This window comes from Phyllobacterium sp. (genome assembly GCF_037994425.1).
Taxonomy (GTDB): Bacteria; Pseudomonadota; Alphaproteobacteria; order Rhizobiales; family Rhizobiaceae; genus Phyllobacterium.
In genome coordinates this window covers 1-19133 of record NZ_JBBNAM010000281.1, presented here as the reverse complement: position 1 = coordinate 19133, position 19133 = coordinate 1, and the positions used below count along the sequence as shown (strand labels likewise).

13 protein-coding genes are annotated in these 19133 nt (G+C 57.1%); 10 read left to right on the top strand and 3 right to left on the bottom strand.

Annotation, left to right across the window (positions count from 1 at the left end; all coding sequences use genetic code 11):
* Positions 1-89 precede the first annotated feature (89 nt).
* The 6 genes from AAAB35_RS19290 to AAAB35_RS19265 all read left to right on the top strand — a co-directional run bounded on the left by AAAB35_RS19290 (position 90) and on the right by AAAB35_RS19265 (position 8543).
* The gene (locus AAAB35_RS19290; protein ID WP_340669896.1) at positions 90-1481 is read left to right on the top strand and encodes a TolC family outer membrane protein; all 1392 of its coding nucleotides are present in this window, start codon (positions 90-92) and stop codon (positions 1479-1481) included.
* A 211-nt stretch (positions 1482-1692) separates the two neighbouring features.
* Entirely contained in the window at positions 1693-2550 is an 858-nt protein-coding gene (locus AAAB35_RS19285; RefSeq protein ID WP_340669895.1) for a DUF2497 domain-containing protein, read from the top strand.
* Positions 2551-2777: 227 nt separating this feature from the next.
* Complete coding sequence (locus tag AAAB35_RS19280) at positions 2778-5564, top strand: valine--tRNA ligase (RefSeq protein ID WP_340669894.1); 2787 nt, start codon at positions 2778-2780, stop codon at positions 5562-5564.
* Between the two features lie 396 nt (positions 5565-5960).
* The gene (locus tag AAAB35_RS19275; RefSeq protein ID WP_340669893.1) at positions 5961-7265 is read left to right on the top strand and encodes an OmpP1/FadL family transporter; all 1305 of its coding nucleotides are present in this window, start codon (positions 5961-5963) and stop codon (positions 7263-7265) included.
* Between the two features lie 182 nt (positions 7266-7447).
* Positions 7448-7762 (top strand): hypothetical protein, encoded by a 315-nt coding sequence (locus AAAB35_RS19270; protein ID WP_340669892.1) that lies wholly within the window; start codon positions 7448-7450, stop codon positions 7760-7762.
* Positions 7749-8543: a tetratricopeptide repeat protein gene (locus AAAB35_RS19265; RefSeq protein WP_340669891.1), complete on the top strand. Its 795-nt coding sequence runs from the start codon at positions 7749-7751 to the stop codon at positions 8541-8543. Before AAAB35_RS19270 ends, AAAB35_RS19265 begins: the two co-directional genes overlap by 14 nt.
* A 41-nt stretch (positions 8544-8584) precedes the next feature.
* Here AAAB35_RS19265 and AAAB35_RS19260 read toward each other — a convergent pair whose 3' ends face one another.
* The 3 genes from AAAB35_RS19260 to erpA all read right to left on the bottom strand — a co-directional run bounded on the left by AAAB35_RS19260 (position 8585) and on the right by erpA (position 12384).
* Positions 8585-10987, bottom strand: a complete 2403-nt coding sequence (locus AAAB35_RS19260) for a phospholipase C, phosphocholine-specific (RefSeq protein ID WP_340669890.1) — start codon at positions 10985-10987, stop codon at positions 8585-8587.
* Between the two features lie 236 nt (positions 10988-11223).
* The gene (gene xth / locus AAAB35_RS19255) at positions 11224-12003 is read right to left on the bottom strand and encodes an exodeoxyribonuclease III (protein ID WP_340669889.1); all 780 of its coding nucleotides are present in this window, start codon (positions 12001-12003) and stop codon (positions 11224-11226) included.
* A 45-nt stretch (positions 12004-12048) separates the two neighbouring features.
* Complete coding sequence (gene erpA, locus AAAB35_RS19250) at positions 12049-12384, bottom strand: iron-sulfur cluster insertion protein ErpA (protein WP_340669888.1); 336 nt, start codon at positions 12382-12384, stop codon at positions 12049-12051.
* A 175-nt stretch (positions 12385-12559) separates the two neighbouring features.
* On the opposite strand from erpA, the gene AAAB35_RS19245 reads away from it, so the two are divergent.
* The 4 genes from AAAB35_RS19245 to AAAB35_RS19230 form a co-directional block, all read left to right on the top strand.
* Complete coding sequence (locus tag AAAB35_RS19245) at positions 12560-13768, top strand: deoxyguanosinetriphosphate triphosphohydrolase (RefSeq protein WP_340669887.1); 1209 nt, start codon at positions 12560-12562, stop codon at positions 13766-13768.
* A 65-nt stretch (positions 13769-13833) separates the two neighbouring features.
* Positions 13834-15591: an arginine--tRNA ligase gene (gene argS, locus AAAB35_RS19240; protein WP_340669886.1), complete on the top strand. Its 1758-nt coding sequence runs from the start codon at positions 13834-13836 to the stop codon at positions 15589-15591.
* Positions 15592-15719: 128 nt separating this feature from the next.
* Positions 15720-18263 (top strand): SPOR domain-containing protein, encoded by a 2544-nt coding sequence (locus tag AAAB35_RS19235; RefSeq protein WP_340669885.1) that lies wholly within the window; start codon positions 15720-15722, stop codon positions 18261-18263.
* Between the two features lie 76 nt (positions 18264-18339).
* On the top strand, positions 18340-19133 hold a 794-nt coding region (locus AAAB35_RS19230), incomplete at its 3' end, for a glycoside hydrolase family 3 protein (RefSeq protein ID WP_340669884.1).

Sequence of the window (19133 nt, the reverse complement as noted above, 5' to 3'; positions counted from 1 at the left end):
AGTTGTGCCTGTGGCCATGTTGGCAATTGGCGGATATTGAACCACATGTTGTCGAACCAATCGGTTCGGTTAAACGTGAGAGTTAGAGAATGAAGGGGCTTATGGTGTTCAAAGCGGGTAAGCGAGTTCTAACCGCGGCGCTCTTGTCAGCGACGGTGTTGGCCACAACGCCTTCGATGGCTGAAACGATCTTTGGCGCAATGGCCAAGGCCTACAGTAACAATGCTTCGCTCAACGCAGACAGAGCTGGTGTACGAGTAACCGATGAGGGTGTTGCAGTCGCCAAGTCGGGCTATCGACCGATCGTTTCTGCGACGGCAGATCTGACGACGACCAATAACCGCTTCGATGGAGGCGCCAATGGCACTTCCAACGTCGGCACCTTTGGTGTTTCGGTCAATCAGTTGCTCTTCGACGGCTTTACGGTGAGCAACAATGTCAAGGCGGCCAAGACCCAGGTGCTCGCCGCGCGCGAAAACCTACGGAACAACGAACAGAACCTGCTTTTCAGCGCCGCCCAGGCCTATATGAATGTCTATCTGACACGGCAGATCGTCATCCTGCGCCAGAAGAACCTTGAATTCCTCGACGAGCAGTTGCGCGCGGCCAAGGCTCGGTTCGATGTCGGCGAAGGCACACGAACCGACGTTGCACAGGCAGAGGCATCGAAGGCTTCCGCAATTGCAACGCTCGATGCTGCAAAGTCCGACGAGAAAACAGCGGAGGCCACCTATATCCAGATCATTGGCACTGCGCCGGGCAGGCTCGCCGCTGCGGCGATGGCAACGAAATCCGTGCCCAGGTCGATGGATCAGGCATTCTCCATTGCCAGCGGCAATCACCCGGCGATCCTCTCCACGCAGTACGCTGTCGACTCTGCTGGTTATAATGTGAAGGCCAATGAAGGTCAGCTCCTGCCGCAAATTGGCTTGCAGGGCTCGGTACAACGCGACGAGATTTTTTCCAGCGGTCTCGGCAACGCGACGGACGGAACGTCGGCCTCGGCCGGAATTCAGGTAACGATCCCAATCTACAATGGTGGCCGCACGTCTGCGCTCGTTCGCCAATCCAAGGAAACGTTGGGCCAGCGGCGCATCGAGGTGGATGTGGCGCGTGATAGCGTGCGGCAAGCAATTGCCCAGGCATACTCGGAAATGGAGTCGGCCAAGGCCCAGATTGTCGCACAGCGGTCTGTTGTTGCAGCGGCCCAGCTTGCCTTGAACGGCGTTATCGAAGAGCGCAAGGTCGGCCAGCGTACAACGCTCGACGTCTTGAATGCTCAGGCAGACGTTCTGACTGGCCAGATCAACCTTGCGCAGGCCGAACGCGACAGCGTCGTGACGAGTTATGCGGTCCTTTCTGCGGTTGGTCGCTTGACGGCCTCGCAGATCGGCCTTCAGGTTGCCGAGTACAGGCCTGAGGAGCACTACGACGCCGTCAAGGACAAGTGGATCGGCTTGCGCACACCCGACGGGCGCTAATCGCTCCCGAGCCTTGCCGAAGACACATTTGCCGTCAGGTTAATTGCCTGGCGGCAAATTCATTTCTGCGATCAGGCAATCGCCGCTTTAGAAAAGCTGTGGGTTAGCTTCAAACATCCCGTACAGGGATTCTCAAATACAATCCCAGCCTCTACACTGAATGCAGATTCGTTGCAGCGCAACGGAACAAGATGTAGTGGGCAAGGGCATCATGGCACAATCATCCAGCGTCGCGCGGGAACCCTCAATGGAGGAGATTCTCGCATCGATACGTCGTATTATCGAAGAGAGTGACACGACGCGGACCGACGACGTGCCGCCCGTGGCAGTCAACACCGACACACCTTCGCCCATAGCGCGCTCGGAACGCCCCTCCAGCGAAGAATCTGCCCTACCGCCACGCGAGGGCATTGCCATAAAGCCGAGTGTGCCTAGTGCATCGCCGGCCCTTGAATCGCCATCGCGTCGACCCACTTTGCCTGTCCAAGCGAAGTCGAGTGAAAACACAACGGCGCAGGAGAGGACCAGCGGGCAACCGGTCAAGAATGCCCCGCAGCAACCCGCCAACCTTGAAGCGTCAATCGAAGCCAAGGAAGCTGTCGCTTCGGCGCCTAACTTGGAGATTGTAACGCAGGTTCAACAGCCGATATCGGAAATGAGCATCGAGGAGGCCCGTGCACTCCTGCCGGAGTTCGAGCCGATCGCGGATGTCAGGCCGCCAGCACCACCAAAGGTCGAAGCAGCCGCGATGCCTGAATTGGTGGCCGAGCCCGCGCCAATGGAACCGGAAACCCAGCCCGGCACCGATATCGACGATGCTGTGTCCTTCAACCTTGAAGAAGTCTTGGAGCCCATTCTCTCAGAGGCAACGGAGCGGGAGGTCAGCGCCGCTTTCGACAACCTTTCTTTTGCTGTCCGCAACGAGCAGCGCCGTTCGTTTGATGAGATCGCACAGGAAATCATGCGTCCGCTCCTGCAGGATTGGCTCGATAATAATCTGCCGACGCTGGTCGAGAGACTCGTGCGGGAGGAAATCGAGCGCGTCGCACGTGGTGGGCGGCGGACGTAGACCTTCCTTATAGAGCCCTCGACGGCTTCCTTAACGGACCATAAGCGGGACGCACAAGCGATGCGCTGAACCAAAATACGCCATATTGCGCATGCCATTGGATGATCTGACGCCCATGAGTCGTGCTGCCGATGCCTTGCACGCATTCGACAACCATCATTGACTTATAGGCGGGCATTCGGTTTACACCGTAGCCAATCCTTTCCGCAAAATGACGGACCATTTGCATGCTTGAGAAGACGTATGATGCAGCGGCGGTAGAGCCGAAGATCGCAGAACTCTGGGACGAGGCCGGTGCTTTTAAGGCCGGGGCCGGCTCGAAGCCGGGCGCCGATCCCTTTGCTGTCGTCATTCCGCCACCGAACGTCACAGGCTCGCTGCATATGGGCCATGCGCTCAACAATACGATACAGGACATTCTTGTGCGTTTCGAGCGCATGCGCGGCAAGAACGTGCTTTGGCAACCAGGCATGGATCATGCGGGGATCGCGACCCAGATGGTTGTCGAGCGCCAGTTGATGGAACGTCAACTGACGGGGCGACGCGCCATGGGACGCGAGAAATTCGTTGAGCGCGTTTGGGAGTGGAAGGCGGAGTCGGGTGGCATTATCGCCGGACAGCTCAAGCGCCTGGGGGCTTCCTGCGATTGGTCGCGGGAACGCTTCACGATGGACGAAGGTCTATCAAAGGCAGTTCTTGAAGTGTTCGTAACGCTTTACAAGGAAGCCCTCATCTACAAGGACAAGCGTCTCGTCAATTGGGATCCTAAATTGCTCACTGCAATTTCCGATCTCGAAGTCGAGCAACGTGAGGTCAAAGGCAACCTTTGGCACTTCCGCTATCCGCTCGAGAATGTCGCATTCGACCCGGAAAATCCGCACACGTTCATCGTGGTCGCGACGACGCGTCCGGAGACTATGCTCGGTGACACCGGTGTTGCGGTCAATCCTGACGATACCCGCTATCACGCGCTGGTCGACAATAATGTCGTCCTTCCGCTCGTCGGCCGGCACATTCCCATCGTTGCAGACAGCTACGCCGATCCGGAAGCGGGATCGGGCGCGGTCAAGATCACCCCGGCGCATGACTTCAACGATTTTGAGGTCGGCAAACGCAATGACTTGCGCCAGATCAATATCCTCAACACGGATGCCACGATTCATCTCAAGGACAATGACGATTTTCTCGAAGGGCTTGTGCCTTCGCGGAACCTGAGCCAGCTCATTCACGTCCTCGACGGCAAGGATCGCTTTGTCGCGCGCAAGCTGATCGTGACCATGATGGAGGAAGGCGGCTACCTCGAAAAGATCGAGGAACATATCCACATGGTCCCGCATGGTGACCGCGGTGATGTGCCGATCGAACCGTTCCTGACCGACCAGTGGTATGTGAATGCAGGCGAACTGGCCAAACCGGCAATCGCGAGCGTTCGAGAGGGCCGGACCAATTTCGTTCCGAAGAATTGGGAGAAGACCTACTTCGACTGGATGGAAAACATTCAGCCGTGGACGATTTCGCGCCAGCTCTGGTGGGGCCATCAAATTCCGGCCTGGTATGGTCCCGACGGACAGGTTTTCGTCGAGCGCACTGAGGAAGAGGCTCTGAGCGCCGCCATCCAGCACTACCTGGCGCATCAGGGCCCGATGAAGGCCTATGTCGAAGATCTGCTTGAGAACTTCAAGCCCGGCGAAATCCTGACGCGCGACGAAGACGTGCTCGACACGTGGTTCTCCTCGGCGCTCTGGCCGTTCTCGACGCTTGGCTGGCCGGACAAGACGCCGGAGCTTGCCACCTATTATCAGACCGACGTTCTCGTCACTGGTTTCGATATCATTTTCTTCTGGGTTGCGCGGATGATGATGATGGGCCTGCACTTCATGAACGAGGAGCCGTTCCATACGGTTTACGTCCATGCGCTGGTTCGCGACAAGAACGGCGCCAAGATGTCTAAGTCGAAGGGCAATGTCATCGACCCGCTCGATCTCATCGACGAGTACGGCGCCGATGCGCTGCGCTTCACTCTCGCGATCATGGCCGCGCAGGGGCGCGATGTGAAGCTCGACCCGAGCCGCATCGCCGGCTACCGCAACTTTGGCACGAAGCTGTGGAACTCGACGCGATTTGCCGAGATGAATGGAGTGAAGCGCGACCCGTCGTTCCGTCCTGAGGATGCCAAGCTTACGGTCAATCGCTGGATCCTGACGGAACTTACCAATGCGGTCCGTGACGTCACCGACGGGATTACCAGCTATCGCTTCAATGAAGCAGCGGGCGCTGCCTACCGGTTTGTCTGGAACCAGTTCTGCGACTGGTACATCGAACTGTTGAAGCCGGTATTCAATGGCGAGGACGCTGCGTCCAAGGGCGAAGCTCAGGCCTGCGCCGCCTATGTTCTCGATGAGATCTACAAGCTGTTGCATCCCTTCATGCCATTCATGACGGAAGAACTCTGGGCACATACGGCCGGGGAAGGTCAGGTCCGTGACACGTTGCTTTGCCATGCGCCGTGGCCAGAGTCCGAGTTCATCGATACGGAAGCCGCCGCCGACATCAACTGGCTGATCGACCTCGTCACCGGCATTCGCTCCGTTCGTGCCGAGATGAACGTTCCGGCTTCAGCTGTTGCACCGCTGGTTGTCGTCGGAGCCAATGAAATGACCCGGGAGCGACTTCAGCGTCATAAGGCTTCAGTCAAATGGCGGGCCCGCGTCGATTCAATCACCACCACCGACAGTGCGCCAAAAGGATCGGCCCAATTCGTTATCGGCGAGGCGACGGCCTGCCTGCCGCTTGGCAGTCTGATCGATGTCAATGCTGAAGTTGCCCGTCTCACCAAGGAAGCCGGGAAGATAGGCGATGAACTCGAGAAGATCCGCAAGAAGCTTGGCAATGAAAAGTTCGTTGCCAACGCCAAGCCGGAGATCGTCGAAGCCGAGCGCGAGCGCTTGGCCGAACTTGAGGCGGCCGCCGGAAAAATCGAGACCGCAATACAGCGCGTTCGCGACGTCGAATAGGGGAATCGATGGGATTCGCTCTATCCGAGGCGGATCCCAATTCTCATCACACACTCTCCCCAATGACGCTGTGGGAAACTCCCATTTTTGCCTGCCAAATACCCCAATTTCGTCATTTTTGAACGTCGTTGCATTTGCGCAACAACGGCTTATTTCGCTCAAAAAGTGCTGTTTTTGGCCCTAGCCCTTTCGGATTAGTTTGGAAAATTGCAAAACGTCGCGCGTTGAGGCGGCAAAATTCGTCGTTTTGCAAATGCGCTGCGTATCGATCAAAATAGTGGGCCGCTCAAGTCGTTGCACGTTTCGCGTGCTTTGTTACCTATTACGTATTAGTAATAATTTTGCTGAACGGTGTTGTTGTTCAGAACGCTTTTTGGACTTCGGGGAGGGGTTTTAATGTCAGGAGCAATATCTAAAATCTTGGGTGGGGCATTGCTCTTGACCAGTGTGGCCTCCGCTGCTCAAGCCGGGGGGCTTGAGCGCGGAGGTTATAACTGGGAACTGCTGTTCGAGCCGGGACGCTTCGCTTCGGAAGCCGGCGCGGTTTACGTGATGCCGGATCGCAAGATCGAGAACGCCCACGATACCAACCCTCGCGATGGCTCGGGCGGTCCTAAAACGTCTGTGGACGAAACCCCTGATTACACCGTTCCACGTTTTGGCGCGAAGGTCGGTTTGACCGACGATGCGGACTGCTTAGCCAGCTACAGTGAGCCATGGGGTGTCCATACGGAACCGGGCTTTGATTGGCAGGGTAACAATCAGAATATTGAAACCAAGATCAGAAGCCACAACTACGGCTTGACCTGTTCGTATCGGTTCGATGTGGGGAAGGGCCAGCTGCGCGCTATCGGCGGGGTATCCTATCAGGAAGTCTCTGGCTTCAAGCGGCGCATGGTGCTTGACCCCACTATTATCAATGGTGCTCTAAGTCGGCCCGGCAGGCCCTTCAACGCGACAGCCCTCGGTTTCGACGGCTCGGGCCTTCTTGACCTTGAGGCAGACGGCGTTGGTTGGCGTATTGGAGCGGCTTACGAAATTCCAGAGTATGCGTTTCGCGTTAGTCTGATCTATAACGCCGAAGTGGATCTCGGTCAGATCAATGGCACGGTTGACCTAACGGAAATTCCGGGCGTGCTGTCTGCTGTCAATCCGTTCTTCGGGAAGATAACTGACGTCTACGGCACTGCGACAATGCCGCAATCCGTTGATTTTCGTTGGCAGACGGGTATTGCGCCCGACTGGTTGGCGTTCGGCAACGTCAAATGGGTCGACTGGAGCGTTCTTGAAGTCATTGCATTCTGCCCGACCTCCACGAAATCGCTCGGTTCGTGTGGTCCGAGCTCGCCGTTTCGGCTTACGTCACTGGATCTGATGTTCCAGGATGGCTGGACGGTTGCTGCAGGCCTTGGTCACAAGTTCAATGACCAGTGGTCAGCTTCCGCTCAGCTCAGCTGGGATCGCGGCACCTCTACCGGCTTGACCACGCAAACAGACACCTATCTCCTGTCGAGCGGTGTCGCCTATGCACCGAACAAGAATGTCGAGCTTCGTGTTGGTGGCGCCATCGGCATGCTCACCTCCGGCTCCTACGGGCCCACGCCATGTCCGGGCACTCAGACTTGCGGCACCGACGTTACCTATGACTTTGGTGATGACCTCGTCACGGCGCTTTCGATCTCCGGCAAAGTCAAGTTCTGATCAAATCCCTGCAACGATAAGAGCCCGGCCACGTGCCGGGCTTTTTGTTGACCTGTTTCGGTTTTGCATCGACTAGGCCACTGATTTTGTGACGATTCAGCAACACTTATGCGTGATGATCCCCAGTGCGGGTATGGGGAACAAATTTGCCTATTTTGCGCCACAAACCCGGAGCACCTCGAATGGGCGGCGGAGAAACATCGAGTAATAGTGCTGATGCTCCGCACGGGGAAATGATGGACGCAATACTTATTCCGCATGGCAGCTTATCACGTCGTAATTTGACGTTTCGCCATCATTTTACTGACAGCCCTAGTATTGCCGGAAATCTGTCAAATGATTGCTGGAATGATGTGCAGAATTTCGAGGTTCCGGCCTTGGCTGCCCTGTCAGTGCAGCTCGCCGGGAATTGTGCCCGAGAGGTTGAAATGGCGCGCATTGATGCGGCGACGCAACTGATCTGGGCGAAGGAAGATTGCTGCCATGGTCATTGCTGATCGTCTTCGTGCGCCCGTGATCGGGATTGGCCTTCTGCTGAGCGCCATCACGGCGCCCTGCTTTGCGTTCGATACGCAGAATGAAGTGAAGGAGGACTCAAGCCCCTTCGCGCTCTTCAAGTTCGGTTTTTCCGCCTACAAGAATGGTCACAAGGACGAAGCCGTCAAAGCGCTGCGCTTTGCTGCGGAGAAGGGCCATCAGGGCGCCAACTGGAAGCTCGCCCGCATGTATGCCGAGGGCGACGGTGTAAAGGAAGACGACTACCAAGCCTACAAGATGTTTGAGCAGGTCATTCGTGAAGGCGCTGACCAGGGCACCCAGAACGAGAGCTACGTCGCCGACGCGCTTGTGGCGCTTGCCGGCTATCTGAAGCGCGGCATCCCGAATTCGCCGGTCGAAGCCAATCCCAACGCTGCCCGCGATCTCTATATGCAAGCCGCCTCGAACTTCGGTGATTCGGATGCTCAGTTTGAGCTCGGCAAGATGCTCATGAAGGGCGAAGGTGGACAATCCAATCCCAACCAGGCCGCCCGCTGGTTCCGCCTTGCTGCGCAGAAAGGCAATGCCGGCGCGCAGGCCATGTTGGGCAATCTCCTGTTCCAGGCCGGCAAGACAGTGCGTGGCCTTGCCATGATGACCGCGGCCCTCGAGCACGCCAGCAAACAGGATCGTGCCTGGATCGGCGATATCCAGGAACAGGCGTTCTCAATCTCCGACGAGGCTGACCGGCGGACCGCCATGGTGCTCGCCGAAGACATCATCAAGACCGGCGATTTCTGAGCGATTTGCTCGCAATCGATCGCGAGCAAATTATCGGCCACTCAAGCCGTCTCTACATTGTTGTGAGTGAGGAACGGATCGGTAATACTCGCGGCGCCGGTTTCCACATGTCCCGCGAAGCGACGCTGATAGACGCCATCGGGCTGGCCGCTTTCATTCACAAGTTCCACCGTAATATCGTACCAACCTGACCTGGTTTTGATTTCCTCAAACTTTGGGTTGCAGGAAAGTGGCTTGATAGAGCGGATCTTTGTCAATGGGACGCCATCGGCTGAACCAATCTTGTCATACTGAACGGTAATTTTAAGGAGATGATTTTTCGTACCATTGTTGACTGTCTTGAGCGTGACGTCCCCATTCGTCTGATAGAGGATCTCGACCTCGGGATCGACGTCGAGATCGGCATTTGCAGTGCCCCTGAACTGGCGCAAATAGCCGTTCGGCCCATAGATAGTGAGATTATACCCCTTGTCCGCAACATCCCAAGCATCCCGTAACGGCTCGCCCTTTATTACTGAATAACGCCGCGGCTTCTCATCCTTGAGCACGTAATCGTAGGCGTAGAAATAGGCCCCGGCTTTGCCGGCGTTCACAAAATCCACAACCAGTTGTTTTTTCTCGGCGTCAAAGTGCCCGTTGACATGAAACTCATAGGGAAGTGGACGTGCTCTGCGGGAATAATCAGAATTGCTGGTATTGTCTGTCCCAAATGTCAGGGCAGGGTTCTCAAGCTTGGGAAGAGCATTGGTGGTGGGAACGTTGGGCGGTGAAGAGGTACCTTTCTTGTTAACGAAAGGACCTTCCTTTGGATATTTTACGAATGCGGCATCGTTTTTGGAAAAATCGAATGCCGAGGTGAGGTCGCCTGCAATGGCACGACGCCAAGGAGTGATATTGCTCTCGTAGAATGGATTTTCCGTACCTGTTTTTTCACTTTCGAGACCGAAGCGTGTTTCGAGGAAGCGTAATGTCGAGGTGTGGTCGAACACTTCCGAGCATACCCAGCCGCCCTTGCTCCACGGCGAGACGATGAGCATCGGCACGCGTGGCCCGAAGCCGATAAACTGGCCCGGCCAGCGCCCGTCCGCCTTGTTGAAGAGTTCGCGATCAAGATCCGCCATCAACGATTCGGACATTTTGCCCGGACCGGATTTTCCGGTAGGCATAGGCGGGACGATGTGGTCGAAGAGACCATCGTTCTCGTCATAGTTGAGGATGAAGACGGTCTTGCTCCAGACATCCGGATTGGCGACGAGCGCGCCCAATACCTCATTGATGTAGTAGGCGCCATCTGTAACGGTCGCTTTCGGGTGCTCGCAGTTCCTATAGGGCGCGACGATCCAGGAAATATTCGGCAGCGCGTTGTTGACGACATCTTCGCGCAATTGCTTGATCGTGCGGTTCGTTACGCCTGATTGGACAAGCGCCGTCAACTTATCCAGATTGCCCTGGTAACGGACCGCTTTGCCGCTCTTGTCGATACCTTTGTAACAAACGCCCTCGACCCAATAGCACCCGGGTTCAGGATCGTTGCAGTAGGCAGCGAAGTAAGCGAGGTTATTTTCTTGATAGCAGTCGGTGGGTTCACCCGGCTTGCCGGTGCCTCCTTGATAGGTCCGCCAGGAGATTTTTTTCTTGGGGTCCGTCTGAGCCTGATTGAACTTCTCGATCCGTTCCGGATATGTCGTCCAGTCCGAAACGCGGCGCATCTTCGACGCCGGCGTTCCCGCTGGCAGGTCGATCGCCATGGGAGGCGTGGTGTCGTACGACGGCCAATAGGTCTCCGGATTTTCGAGCGACGGATTGGCGGTAGCACCCGATACGAGATATTGGCGGTTCGGTATCGTGTCACCATGGCAAGATACGAAATAATGGTCGCAGACGGTAAATGCATTTGCGAGGTAGCGGTGGTAGCTGATGTCCTTGTGCCTTAGATAGCTCATCGTCAGGACATCGCCTTTCGCGGCGATCCAGTTATCATAGCGGCCGTGGTCCCAGCAGGCCTGTCCGCTGTCGACGCCGTGATCGGTCCCACGGAGCGCTTCGCCGGTCTTGTCGTAATCGATCGGATAGGGCAGGACCTCTGCCGCGCCAAGCTCTACACCGCAGCGCTTCTTCTCGTTGCCGTCGGACAGTTTATCGGTAATAGGCTGATGGAACACGTCCTTACCAGTCGCGGGCGAGATGACCGGCCGCGGGTCGGTGAAGCCTCGCACACCGTTGTAGGTTCCGAAGTAGTGGTTAAAGGAGCGGTTTTCCTGCATCATGATGACGACGTGCTCGACATCCTTGATCGTGCCGGTCGCATTGTTGGGCTCGATGGCGAGAGCCTGCCGGATTGCAGGTGGTAGCATGCTGAGCCCCGCGACGCCGCCAGCGCTTACCCCCATCATTTCCATGAATTTGCGACGGCTCATCCGCTTGATGGTCCGATGATTAGTCAAGGTTGATCTCCAGTCGTGAAATACAAGTTTTTAAAGTATCGGCAGATACCACCGATCCGATAGGTCGTCATGAAATAGCGCGCACCCATACGTAATGGTATGGTCGCCCGTCAATGCAACTATAGTTTAGGAAAGCGTATATGTTCCCAGCATACAAACGCAGCTGAACAAATTGTTTCAGAAATATTTCAACTATATTGCGGAATTATTATATATCTCTTTGACTACTACGCGGCCTAGGCGATTGAAATCGCTACAGGCACGTGGTCGGAGGGCTTTTCCCAAGCGCGGACATGTTTCTCGATTGTTGCCGATTCCAAGAGATTGGTCGCTTCGGGCGACAGCATCAGGTGATCGATGCGGATGCCGTTGTTTTTCTGCCAGGCGCCTGCCTGGTAATCCCAGAACGTATAGATGCCGGCCTCCTCGCTCACATTGCGGACGGCATCGGTAAAGCCGAGATTTTCGAGACGACGAAATGCTTGTCGCGTCTCGGGCTGGAACAAGGCATCATTTACCCAGGCCTCCGGATTCTTTGCGTCTACGGGCTCGGGGATCACGTTGTAGTCGCCTGCGAGGATCAGAGGCTCTTCCAGCGTCAGCCTGTCTTCGGCCCAGCGTTCAAGGCGTGCCGTCCAGCTTAGCTTGTAGGGAAATTTTTCTGTGTTGATGGGGTTGCCATTCGGCAGATAGAGCGAGACGACGCGCAAGGGCCCTTTCTCCGTCGAAAAAACCGCTTCAATGAAGCGCGCCTGTTCATCACCGTCATCACCGGGAAGACCACGCGTAACTTCGTCCGGCGATTTCTTGGAGAGAATGGCGACACCATTAAAGCCCTTTTGACCATGGGTCTCGACATGGTAGCCGAGCGCTTCGATTTCGAAACGCGGAAAGGCATCGTCGACGGATTTGATTTCCTGCAGGCAGACGATGTCTGGGTTTGATTCCTGCAGCCACGTGCTGAGCACGTCGATGCGTGCCTTGGCGCCATTGATGTTCCAGGTGACGATTTTCATGGGGATTCCGCTCTGGGTTGCAATGGCAACGATATTGACGGGATATCAGATAGCGAAACTTGTTCCGCAACCGCAAGACGATGTGGCGTTGGGATTGCGTATCTGGAACGACTGTCCCATGAGGTCATCGATGAAATCGATCTCGGAGCCGCCGATATAGGGCAGGGAGATTGCGTCGATCAGCACCTTGGCACCCAGCTTTTCGATGACGATGTCATCCTCGTCCTGAGTCTCGACAAGATCGTACTTATAGGAAAAGCCGGAGCAGCCGCCGCCTTCCACCGAAATGCGCAGTGCGGTCTTTTCCGGTTCGGATTTCAAGATAGCCGATATGCGTTTTGCGGCGGCATCGGAGACAGAAATATTCACAGCGTCGGTCATTCTCTCGAGGTTCCTTTGCGGATGACTCCGCCCCATGCTCGGCCGGATTGACATTGCCATGTCACACCTTGCCATTCATCATATAGCATAGCTAAGAATTGGCGACTATGAAGTCAACGGCGCGCGGGTTCCTGCCAACACATGGCACCTGTGCGTGGCAAGGGAAATATCAGAAATGTCCATGCAGGGTATCGGTTTCGGCTATCGGGAGCGGGCACCCTATGCCTGCGATCCCGAAAAGAGCCGAGGCCGGCTTGTGCCCGAGAGTGAGAGCCCAACACGTACGGTTTTCCAGCGTGATCGCGACCGGATCATTCACTCGACGGCGTTCCGCCGGCTGAAACACAAGACACAGGTGTTTATCGCGCATGAAGGTGATCACTACCGTACACGCCTCACCCACACGATCGAAGTGGCGCAGATAGCCCGCGCTCTGGCGCGGTCTATGCGGCTCGACGAGGACCTTGCCGAGGCAATAGCGCTCGTCCATGATTTCGGTCACACGCCTTTTGGCCACACGGGTGAGGATGCGCTCAACGACAAGATGCGTGATTTTGGCGGTTTCGATCACAATGCCCAGTCGCTGCGAATCGTCACGAACCTCGAAAAGCGCTACGCCGATTTCGACGGCCTCAATCTCACCTGGGAGACGCTGGAAGGGCTGGTCAAACACAATGGGCCGCTGACCGACGCAAAAGGCAACGCGCTTGGCCATCCCGTGCCTGGACCGATTCTTGAATTCAACGCCCAGTTCGATCTCGAACTCGCGAACTTCGCGTCGCTCGAAGCCCAATGTGCGGCTATTGCCGATGATATTGCCTATAATGCGCATGACATTGATGATGGCTTGCGTTCGGGGCTCCTTTCGCTCGACGGCTTGGAGGACGTGGCCATTACTGGGGAGATCCTGCGCGCGGTGCGGAAGAAGTACCCGATGCTCGACGATGTGCGCACGGCACACGAGATCGTGCGGCGCCAGATTACCGTCATGGTCGAAGACGTCATTCGCAATGCGCAGGCCACTCTCGACGAAGTCAAACCTCGCGATACCGGCGACGTGCATGGTGCGGGCCGTACCATGGTCTGCTTTTCAGCCTCGATGCGGGAGCAGGAGAAATCGCTGAAGGCATTTCTCTATGAAAACCTCTATTTTCACGAGAGCGTCATGCGCGTGCGAAAATCGGCTGATTTGATTGTTCGCGAGCTGTTTGACGCCTATCTTGCGGACGCTCAATGCATGCCGGAGGGGTGGCGCGACGAAAGCGAGCAAGGCGATGCGACCGCCCGGGCTCGCCACGTCGCCGACTTTCTTGCCGGCATGACCGACACCTACGCCGTGCGGGAACACCGACGCCTGTTTGACCATACGCCCGATTTAGCTTAATGCGGGCGCAAATTGCGGTAGGTTTACCGCTCAATCTTGCCAAAACCCAAAACGAGTATGACGTCATGAACATCTTCGCCGATTTCGACGCGCGGATCAAAAAAGCCCTGCAAGCGCTTGAACTCAAGACAACGGAAGGCGCCGAAATCGATCTATCCCGTGTGGGCGTAGAGCCTCCGCGCGACGCGAGCCATGGCGATATTGCGACCAATGCGGCAATGGTGCTGTCGAAGGCCGTCGGGCAAAATCCGCGTGAACTGGCCGTTCGGATCGGCGATGCGCTGAAAAGCGACCCCGATGTCGGGAGCGTCGATGTTGCGGGGCCGGGTTTTATCAATCTTAGGTTGAAAGATACCTATTGGCACAGGCAATTGGCCGTTATGCAGAGCGCTGGCCTCGACTATGGGCGCTCGCAGCTTGGCTACGGCCACCGCGTCAACGTCGAATATGTTTCTGCCAATCCAACAGGGCCGATGCATGTCGGACACTGCCGTGGCGCAGTCGTCGGCGACACTTTGGCAAATCTGCTCAAGTTCGCCGGTTATGACGTCGCCAAGGAGTACTACATCAACGATGCCGGCGCGCAGATCGACGTGTTGGCGAATTCGGTCATGCTGCGCTATCGCGAGGCACTCGGCGAGCCGATCGGGGAGATACCCGCCGGGCTCTATCCGGGTGACTATCTCGTTCCCGTCGGTCAATCGCTTGCAAGCGATTTCGGCACCAAACTTCTGGAGGTGCCGGAGGAGGATGCCCTTGCAATCGTCAAGGAGCGGACGATCGACGCCATGATGGCGATGATCCGCGATGACCTCGCCTCGCTGAACGTGCATCATGACGTGTTCTTCTCGGAACGGACGCTGCATGCGAATAATGCTAAGCTGATCCGTTCGGCGATCAACGACCTGACGTTGAAGGGCCACGTCTACAAGGGCAAACTGCCGCCGCCGAAGGGACAACTCCCCGAGGATTGGGAGGATCGCGAGCAGACTCTGTTCCGGTCCACTGATGTTGGCGACGATATTGATCGGCCGCTGGTGAAGTCTGATGGACAGTTCACTTACTTCGCCGCCGACGTCGCTTACTTCAAGGACAAGTATGACCGTCATTTCGACGAGATGATTTATGTGCTTGGTGCCGACCACGGCGGCTACATCAAGCGGCTCGAGTCGCTGGCACGCGCCGTTTCCGGCGGCACGGCGAAGCTCACGGTGCTCATCTGCCAATTGGTCAAGCTCTATCGCAACGGCGAGCCCGTCCGCATGTCGAAACGTTCTGGCGAGTTCGTCACACTACGCGATGTCGTCGAGGAGGTGGGGCGCGATCCTGTCCGCTTCATGATGCTTTACCGGAAGAACGATGCGCCGCTAGACTTCGATTTTGCCAAGGTAACCGAGCATTCGAAGGACAATCCCGTCTTCTATGTCCAGTATGCATCCGCTCGGTGTCACTCGGTATTCCGGCAGGCGTTGGAGCAGCTTGGTATCGGTGAAGAGGCCTTGGCCGGCAGCGCGCAGCATTTCGGGCTGCTGACCGACGAAAGCGAGATTGCCCTCATCCGCAAGCTCGCCGAATATCCCCGGTTGATCGAAACGGCGGCTCTCCATCAGGAGCCGCACCGGCTTGCTTTCTACCTTTATGACCTTGCCAGCGCACTCCACATACAGTGGAACAAAGGCACCGAAAATCCGGACTTACGTTTTATTAAGGTTAACGATCCAAACTTGTCAGAAGCCAGGCTAGGGCTGGTTCAGGTTGTTTCGAAAGTCTTGGCGTCCGGATTGACAATAATAGGTGCGGACGCTCCGACCGAAATGCGCTAAAATCGGGTATAACACGGTATAAACCGCCGAAAAGCGTAGCAATTCTGACAACTTTTGCCCACATTGCGCTGGTAAGGCCAATGCGAGACGTTTGCGGACGTCCCACAGTTGAGTACAGGATTAACGCTATGGCGGACAATATTATTCAGCGTTCTCACCGGCAGGACGATTCGCGATTCGGCAACGACGATCCTTTGATGGAGCTTTCCCGCATCATGGGAACCTCCGATCAAGGGCATGATGCCGCGTCCAACGACGCCTTCGCCTTGGACCTCGAACGCGAACTCATGGGGGGCTTCGACGAGCCAACGCCCGTGCAGTCCGCCACGAAAGTTCCGGACCCCTATCAGCAGGCTGAAGATGATCGCCATGCGGTGGAAGATTTCCAGGATGCCATCGAACGCGAACTTGCGAGCGATCCGAATTACGGCCACCATGAGGCCGCTCCAATACCGTCATCGTCCTATGCGGAACCCGATTATGCCGATTACGAGCCCGGTCTGTCCTATGCAGATAATGAGGCAGGTGAGGGGCGTTCGGTTGTCGATGCGCCCTCGATAAGCCTCGAGGACGAACTTGAGAACCTTCTCGCTGGATCGCCGCAGCCAGTGGTGCAGCGTTCGGTCAATGCCTCCTGGGGTTATGGATCGCAGGCGCAAATGGCCGGTCGTGCGGATCATCCGGCGCCGTCGATTGCCCGGGCCATGTCATATCAGCAGCCGGTCGCGCAACCAGCACCGGAGCATACCGATTACGATGCCCCGGAACCGGTTGACTACGGTGCGCCCGAGCCAACATCGCAGAGCTACGAAGCAACCGACGAGCAGCTACACACTGCCGAGGATGAGTTCGACTCCGACGCATTGATGGCAGCATTTGACGATTTCGACGTCTCGGCAGAAACCGAGGGTGAAGAAGTCGCCGAGAGCCAGCCGGTATTCCCGCTCTATCAGGCTGTCGAACAGTCTGTCGAGGCGGCGCCCGTGCGCGAGCAATTGGAAGTTCCCGTCGGAATGCCAGTGGCGAGCTCGCCGAAGGTTCCGGAAGTTCACGATTTGCACGATTACGCCGATGAGCTCGATCGGGCTGCATCGGCGATCGACAGCGCGCCTGATGTCGATACGATCTCGGTCACTGAAAATCGCGTCGATTTCACTGAAGCGCTCGATCTTCCGGAAGTTCACTATGAGGAAGACGTTCCGGAACATCATGCGCTCGGCGAACTTGAGAGCGAATTTGCCGAGGTCTTCGGTTCGATCGAGGCTGAGGAGGCGCGTTCGAGCCAAGCCGTAGCTGAAGAACCCATCAAGGCCGAGCCGGAAGAAGACGAATATGCCGACATATTCGCTGACGTCTTCGGCAACAAGGCTGAACAGGGTCAGTACAGTCCGGCGGGCTATGCGGCAGCAGCCGGCGTTGCCGCCATGGGCGTCGCGGCAGCCGGTGCCCGCCAGCAACACGCAACGCCGGCCTATGGTCCCGAAGAGGACAATGATTTTGGCTACGATCCGCGCCGTGACAACGTCGATATCGCTGCAACGCCCTACGGCGAGAAGTCGAAGCTCCGCAGCAGCCTGTTTGTTCCGGGTGTTGCCGCCGCCGTCGTGCTCGTCGCCGTTGCCGGTGCCGTTGCCTATAAATGGACCGGCAGTTCGGGCGGTGATCCGGTGGTCATCATGGCGGACAAAACTCCGATCAAGGTCCAGCCGGAGACAACCAGCACGGCAGTCGTGCCTAATCAGGACAAGGCTGTCTACGACAAGGATGCAACAGCCGCACCCACTGCGCCGAAACAGGATCAGCTTGTGACCACCCGTGAAGATCCGGTCGATCTTGCCCCCGACGAAGATGTCGAGGATCCGGCAACGGACAAGGTAGACGCCAGGGTCGATCCAGCGGAGCAGGATACCGCTGCCGATGATCAGCCGCCTGCGGCAAATACCAATACGTTGGCGCCCCGCAAAGTTCAGACCATGGTGGTCAAGCCAGACGGAACGATGGTTGCATCGATCCCGCAGAACGATCAGGCTCTCAGCAACGGTCCTGCCGCTGCCCCAGCTGATCGCCCCGCAGACGCTGCGCCGGTAGGTAGCACGGCTCCGGCCGCGCCGCAGATGGCCGACACCTCAGGCGATGACGACGCGATCGGCGCATTGGTTCAAGGCGATGATGCACCCGCAGCGCCGGCGCAAGCCGCCGCTCCGCAGCCGGAGGCGGTCAAGCCAGCCAAGGCCCCCGCTGCCGCCAAGGTTGCGTCGAAGCCGGTCGAGACGAAGAAGATCACACAAGAAACGGTCGCATCGGTCTCCGCGGCACCAAAGAATGCGCCGGTTGTGGATCGTCCTTCCGATCAGCCCGTCGATATCGTCGACCGCGTCCCGCCAAAGAATGCCGGTGGACAACAGATCGCCTCTGCCGCCCCGGCTGCGGGCAGCTATCTGATCCAGATTGCATCGCAGCCGAACGTCGAGGGTGCGCAGAAGACCTACGCTTCCCTGTCGCAGAAATACGCCGGTGTCATCGGCGGTCGCGGGGTTGATATCAAGCAGGCGGAGATTGCCGGCAAAGGCACGTTCTTCCGGGTACGCATCCCGGCGGGCTCCAAGTCCGATGCGATCAATCTATGCACGAAGTACAAGGCCGCTGGCGGCAGTTGCTTCGTAACACACTAATCGGTTGAACATCGATTGAGAAAAGGCGGCTGCGGCCGCCTTTTCCTTTTTTGCGTTGAGGAAGTAGACTTCAGGAATGAGCGAATCAAAAGCATGGATTGCCGGTACTGCCGGATTGAAGCTGACCCCCGATGAAATTGTGTTTTTCCGCGACGAGCGCCCATGGGGTTTTATTCTTTTTGCCCGGAACGTCAGCGAGACGGCGCAGGTCGAGGATCTTTGCGCGCATCTGCGCGACCTCGTCAATCGCGATGAGGCACCCGTTCTGATTGATCAGGAAGGTGGACGCGTGCAACGGCTGCGCCCGCCGCTGGCACCAAACTATCCGTCCGGATCGGCGCTTGGGGCCCTGTATCGCGAGAACGAGGAGGAGGGCCTGCGGTCTGCCTGGCTATTGTCGCGCTTGCACGCGTTCGATCTTTTAAGGCTCGGCATCGATGTGGATTGCCTGCCTGTGCTCGACGTTCCCGTCGAAGGCGCGAATGATGTCATCGGCAGCCGTGCCTACGGCAAGGAACCGGAGATCGTCACGGCTATGGGAAGGGCCGCGGCAGAAGGTTTGCTGGCTGGCGGCATGTTACCGGTTATGAAACACATGCCTGGCCACGGACGGGCCCTTGCGGATACCCATCACGAACTGCCGACGGTGGCGACACCGTTCGACGAGCTTGCCGAACATGATTTCGCGCCGTTCCGCGCTCTTGCGGACTTGCCGATGGCGATGAGCGCGCACGTGATCTTTTCCGCGATAGATCCGAAGAGCCCCGCAACCACCTCCGGCAAGGTGGTGGAGGAAGTCATTCGTGGCCATATCGGTTTCAACGGGCTGCTCATGCGTGACGACATCTCCATGAATGCACTTTCTGGGGA

Excerpts from the sequence above, each read along its gene's own strand:
- AAAB35_RS19290 (WP_340669896.1), top strand. The coding sequence starts at position 90 with ATGAAGGGGCTTATGGTGTTCAAAGCGGGTAAGCGAGTTCTAACCGCG.
- AAAB35_RS19285 (WP_340669895.1), top strand. The coding sequence starts at position 1,693 with ATGGCACAATCATCCAGCGTCGCGCGGGAACCCTCAATGGAGGAGATT.
- AAAB35_RS19280 (WP_340669894.1), top strand. The coding sequence starts at position 2,778 with ATGCTTGAGAAGACGTATGATGCAGCGGCGGTAGAGCCGAAGATCGCA.
- AAAB35_RS19275 (WP_340669893.1), top strand. The coding sequence starts at position 5,961 with ATGTCAGGAGCAATATCTAAAATCTTGGGTGGGGCATTGCTCTTGACC.
- AAAB35_RS19270 (WP_340669892.1), top strand. The coding sequence starts at position 7,448 with ATGGGCGGCGGAGAAACATCGAGTAATAGTGCTGATGCTCCGCACGGG.
- AAAB35_RS19265 (WP_340669891.1), top strand. The coding sequence starts at position 7,749 with ATGGTCATTGCTGATCGTCTTCGTGCGCCCGTGATCGGGATTGGCCTT.
- xth (WP_340669889.1), bottom strand. The coding sequence starts at position 12,003 with ATGAAAATCGTCACCTGGAACATCAATGGCGCCAAGGCACGCATCGAC.
- erpA (WP_340669888.1), bottom strand. The coding sequence starts at position 12,384 with ATGACCGACGCTGTGAATATTTCTGTCTCCGATGCCGCCGCAAAACGC.
- AAAB35_RS19245 (WP_340669887.1), top strand. The coding sequence starts at position 12,560 with ATGTCCATGCAGGGTATCGGTTTCGGCTATCGGGAGCGGGCACCCTAT.
- argS (WP_340669886.1), top strand. The coding sequence starts at position 13,834 with ATGAACATCTTCGCCGATTTCGACGCGCGGATCAAAAAAGCCCTGCAA.
- AAAB35_RS19235 (WP_340669885.1), top strand. The coding sequence starts at position 15,720 with ATGGCGGACAATATTATTCAGCGTTCTCACCGGCAGGACGATTCGCGA.